The sequence below is a fragment of the Angustibacter aerolatus genome (genome assembly GCF_054776675.1).
Genome location: NZ_BAAHBM010000146.1, coordinates 1 through 4,485, shown reverse-complemented (window position 1 = coordinate 4,485; position 4,485 = coordinate 1). Strand labels below are relative to the sequence as shown.

General features: G+C 75.9%; 7 protein-coding genes. 4 read left to right on the top strand and 3 right to left on the bottom strand.

Going from position 1 to position 4,485, the window contains the following annotated elements:
• The 4 genes from ACYVI6_RS18125 to aat form a co-directional block, all read left to right on the top strand.
• Positions 1 to 671, top strand: a 671-nt coding sequence (locus tag ACYVI6_RS18125; protein WP_460447704.1) for a glycerate kinase, incomplete at its 5' end; no start/stop codon positions are given.
• Between the two features lie 192 nt (positions 672 to 863).
• Entirely contained in the window at positions 864 to 1,232 is a 369-nt protein-coding gene (gene erpA, locus ACYVI6_RS18120) for an iron-sulfur cluster insertion protein ErpA (RefSeq protein ID WP_460447703.1), read from the top strand.
• 129 nt (positions 1,233 to 1,361) lie between these two features.
• Positions 1,362 to 2,348 carry a carbohydrate kinase family protein gene (locus ACYVI6_RS18115; protein WP_460447702.1) on the top strand — a complete coding sequence of 329 codons (987 nt, stop codon included), beginning with the start codon at positions 1,362 to 1,364 and terminating at the stop codon, positions 2,346 to 2,348.
• Positions 2,349 to 2,366: 18 nt separating this feature from the next.
• Positions 2,367 to 3,071 (top strand): leucyl/phenylalanyl-tRNA--protein transferase, encoded by a 705-nt coding sequence (gene aat, locus ACYVI6_RS18110; RefSeq protein ID WP_460447701.1) that lies wholly within the window; start codon positions 2,367 to 2,369, stop codon positions 3,069 to 3,071.
• On the opposite strand, the gene ACYVI6_RS18105 is transcribed toward aat, so the two are convergent.
• The 3 genes from ACYVI6_RS18105 to ACYVI6_RS18095 all read right to left on the bottom strand — a co-directional run.
• On the bottom strand, positions 2,990 to 3,637 hold the full coding sequence (locus tag ACYVI6_RS18105) for an MSMEG_1061 family FMN-dependent PPOX-type flavoprotein (RefSeq protein ID WP_460447705.1): 648 nt from the start codon (positions 3,635 to 3,637) through the stop codon (positions 2,990 to 2,992). The two genes, aat and ACYVI6_RS18105, sit on opposite strands and share 82 nt — an antisense overlap.
• A 97-nt stretch (positions 3,638 to 3,734) precedes the next feature.
• Positions 3,735 to 3,977, bottom strand: coding sequence for a sulfurtransferase TusA family protein (locus ACYVI6_RS18100; RefSeq protein ID WP_460447700.1), 243 nt, complete (start codon positions 3,975 to 3,977; stop codon positions 3,735 to 3,737).
• Positions 3,974 to 4,485 (bottom strand): aminotransferase class V-fold PLP-dependent enzyme (locus tag ACYVI6_RS18095; protein ID WP_460447699.1); only part of this gene is annotated, 512 nt, incomplete at its 5' end. The genes ACYVI6_RS18095 and ACYVI6_RS18100, both read right to left, overlap by 4 nt.

Here is a 4,485-nt window from a genome sequence, read left to right as displayed (position 1 = left end):
CGACCGCGCTCGGTCGCGGCGGGCTCGCGCTGGCCGAGTTGCCGGACGTCGCGCTGGCGGGCCTGGCCGCCGCCCGCGAGTCGCTGCGCGGCGTCGAGCTGGTGCTCGCCAGCGACGCCGACCTGCCGCTGCTCGGCATCCACGGGGCCAGCGCCACCGAGGCCGAGGGCCGTGGCGCCACCCCCGGGCAGGCGCAGGCTCTCGAGGCGGCGCTCGGCCGCTTCGCCGAGGTCGCCGAGCGCTCGCTCGTGGCCGGCCGCAGCCTCACCGGCCAGAAGCTCTCCGGCAGCGCCGGGGCCGGTGCCGGGGGCGGCCTCGGGTACGCGCTGCTGCTGCTCGGCGCCCGTCGCGCCGCGGCCGTCGACGTCGTGCTCGACGCCGTCGGGTTCGCCGACCGGCTCGCCGCCACCGACCTCGTCGTCACCGGTGAGGCCGTGTTCGGCTTCGACTCCCTGCGCGACGCCGTCGTCGCCGCCGTCGCGCAGGCGGCCACCGCGCGCGGCCTGCCCACCGTCGTCGTCGCCGAGGAGCTCGAGGTCGGCCGCCGCGAGGCCCAGGCCATCGGCGTCTCCGGCAGCTACGCCGTCCGCGACGCCCGCACCGGCGACCTCGAGCCCGCGCCGGCGCTCGCCGCGCGCACCGCCCGGGTGGCCCGCACCTGGTCGAGATGAGTCCAGATGAGTCGAGGTGGGTCGAGGTGACGCGCGTCGCGCGGGGAGGTGCCGCGCCGGCGGCGCGCACGACGTACGCTTGCGGAGGTGCACCTGCGGGTGCACCGAGGTGCACGAAGGCCGCGGGAACACCGTGACCGAAGAGGCGGTTGCCACCGGGGACCGCCGACTCGACGAGTAGGGACTGTGCCGATGACCGAGACCGCCCAGACCACCGAGGCCACCGAGGCCCCCGCGCACGAGGTGCTGCTCACCGACGTCGCGAGCGCCAAGGTCAAGAGCCTGCTCGAGCAGGAGGGTCGCGACGACCTGCGGCTGCGCATCGGCGTCCAGCCGGGCGGCTGCTCCGGCCTGATCTACCAGCTGTACTTCGACGAGCGCTCGCTCGACGGCGACCTGGTGCAGGACTTCGACGGCGTCGAGCTGGTCGTCGACCGCATGAGCGCCCCGTACCTCATGGGCGCCACGATCGACTTCGCCGACACGATCGAGAAGCAGGGCTTCACGATCGACAACCCCAACGCGCAGAGCAGCTGCGCCTGCGGCGACAGCTTCAGCTGACCGGTCGCCCGCACGGGCGACCACCAGAGCGACACCAGAGCCGAGCTGCCCCGCCGGCGAACCGACGGCCCCGGACCCCAGCGGTCCGGGGCCGTCGGCGTCCCCGCCCGCGGCCGGTAGCCTCACCTGGTGCAGATCGCCATCACCGGCTCCATCGCCACCGATCACCTGATGACCTTCCCGGGCCGGTTCGCCGACTCCCTGGTGGTCGAGCAGCTCGACAAGATCTCGCTGTCGTTCCTGGTCGAGGAGCTCGACGTGCGCCGCGGCGGCGTCGCGGCGAACATCTGCTTCGGCATGGCGGGCCTGGGCCTGCGTCCCCTGCTCGTCGGCTCGGTGGGCAGCGACTGGGTCGACTACCGCTCGTGGCTCGAGCGGCACGGCGTCGACTGCGGGTCGGTGCGGGTCAGCGAGCTGCGGCACACCGCCCGGTTCATCTGCACCACCGACGTCGACCAGGCGCAGATCGCGTCGTTCTACGCCGGCGCCATGAGCGAGGCACGCGAGATCGAGCTGCGCCCGGTGGCCGAGCGGGCCGGCGGCCTCGACCTGGTGCTGATCGGCGCCAACGACCCCGAGGGCATGCTGCGGCACACGGAGGAGTGCCGGGCGCTCGGCTACCCGTTCGCCGCAGACCCCTCGCAGCAGCTCGCGTTCGCCGACGGCCCGTTCATCCGGCGGCTCGTCGAGGGCGCCACCTGGCTGTTCAGCAACGAGTACGAGGCGCACCTCACCGAGCAGAAGACCGGCTGGACGGCGGACGAGGTGCTCGCCCGCGTCGGCACCCGCGTCACCACGCTGGGCAGCAAGGGCGTGCGCATCGAGCGCCGCGGCGAGCCCACGATCGAGGTGGGCGTGGCCCGCGAGCTGCGCAAGGCCGACCCCACGGGCGTCGGCGACGCCTTCCGCGCCGGGTTCCTGGCGGGCCTGTCGTGGGACCTGCACCCGGAGCGGTGCGCGCAGGTCGGCTCCATGCTCGCGACCTACGTGATCGAGACGATCGGCACGCAGGAGTACGAGATCGCGCGCGGCGGGTTCCTGCAGCGGTTCACCGACGCGTACGGCCCGGCGGCCGCCGCCGAGGTCGCCCCGCACCTGTCCGGCGTCCGCGCCTAGTCCGGACGCAGGCACTCGGTGGCACCCCTCGAGCCGCCGCGGACCGACTGGCTGCTCGACCTCTCCGCCGCCCGGCCCGGCGACGACCTCGTCGCGCTCGGCGCCGACCTGCGACCCGGCACGCTGCTGGCCGCCTACCGCACCGGCCTGTTCCCCATGGGCACCGGCCGTCAGGGGCGTCCGCCGCTCGGCTGGTGGTCGCCCGACCCGCGCGGTGTGCTGCCGCTCGACGGGCTGCGGGTGACCCGGTCGCTGCGCAAGGTGCTGCCGCGCTTCGACATCCGGGTCGACACCGCGTTCACCGACGTCGTGCTCGCCTGCGCCGACCCGACCCGCGACGGCCGCTGGATCACCCGCGACGTCGTCGAGGCGTACACCCGGCTGCACGACCTCGGGTGGGCGCACTCGGTCGAGGCGTGGGCGGACGGCGCGCTCGTCGGCGGGCTCTACGGCGTGGCCGTCGGCGGCCTGTTCGCAGGGGAGTCGATGTTCCACCGTGCCCGCGACGCCTCCAAGGCCGCGCTCGTCGCGCTGGTCGACCTGCTGCGCGCCGGGTCCGCGCCGGACCGCCGGCTGCTCGACGTCCAGTGGCGCACCGAGCACCTGGCGTCGCTCGGCGTCGTCGACGTCCCGCGCGAGCGCTACCTCGAGCTGCTCGCCGAGGCCGTGTCGCTGCCGCTGCCCCCGGCGTTCGGCGGGCCCGCGGGGTCCGGCGTCCGGTAGAGGCCGTCGGCGTAGTCCGCGCCGTAGTAGCGCTCGAGCTCCTCGAGCGGCTGGTCGGAGCGCTCGAGCGCCTTCGCGATCCGCGCCCGCGACTCGACGGCGTCGGGGTCCCACGTCGCCGGGTCCCAGACGTTCGAGCGCAGGAACGCCTTGCTGCAGTGGAAGAACGTCTGCTCGACGTCGACCACCATGGCCAGGTGCGGACGGTGCCCGCGCACGACCAGGTCGTCGAACCACGGCGCGTCGCGCACCAGTCGCGCCCGGCCGTTCACACGCAGCGTGTCGCCGCGGCCGGGCACCATGAACAGCAGCCCGACGTGCGGGTTCGACAGCACGTTCAGGAACCCGTCGACGCGTCGGTTGCCCGGGCGGTCGGGGACGACGAGGGTGCGGTCGTCGAGCGCCCGCGCGAAGCCCGGGGGATCGCCCTTCGGCGACACGTCGCAGGTGCCGTCGGCCGCCGACGTCGCCACCAGGCAGAACGGCGACGCGGCCAGCCACCGCCGGTGCACGTCGCCGAGCCGGTCGCGGTCCTTGGTGCGCGCGACGCCGACCACCTCGCCCATCAGCTCGCGCAGCTGCGCGGCGTCGGTGACCGGCACCTCGCCGTCGCGGCTCGTGGTGGGCTGCGTCGGCGGCGCGGGGGAGGGCTCGGTCACCGGCTCATGGTGTCGGCGCACCGAGCCGCACGGCAAGGCGCTCGCCGTCGGCGCCGAGGAACACGTGCCCGCGCATGCGGCACCAGGCCGGGACGTCGACGGCCGCCGCGGGGTCGGTCGCGAGCACCACCAGCTCGGTGCCCGCAGGCAGGTCGCGGGCCGCCGCGGCCAGCCGGATCACCGGCAGCGGGCAGCGCAGGCCGCGCGCGTCGACCTCGACCGGCTCCGCGGGTCCGGCCGCGGTCACAGCCGGTCCGCCCCGAGGGCCGCGCGCACCCCGGCCACCGCGCCGGGCAGGGCCGCGGCGACGACGGCGACGTCGTCCGCCGTGCCCTGCTCGACGTCGAGCGGCAGCGTCACCCGCACGTTGCCGTGGGTCAGCACGCCCATGGCCGCCAGCACGTGGCTCGGGTCGAGCGTGCTGGCGGTGCAGGCGGAGCCGGACGCGACCGCGAACCCCAGCCGGTCGAGCGCGTGCACCAGCGCCTCGCCGTCGACGTACAGGCTCGACCAGGTGACGACGTGCGGCAGCCGGTCGTCGGCGTCGCCCACCACCTCGGTGTCGGGCACGGCGGCGGCCGCCCCGGCGAGCACGGCCACCAGCTCGTGGACCGGCCGCGCGCGCCGCTCCCGGTGCGGCTCGGCGTCGAGCAGCCCAGCGGCGGCGGCCAGGGCCGCCGGCACGTCCACCTCGCCCGGCACCCGGCCCTGCTCGGCCTCATCCGCCGGACCGTCCGGGCGCCAGCGCGTGCCCG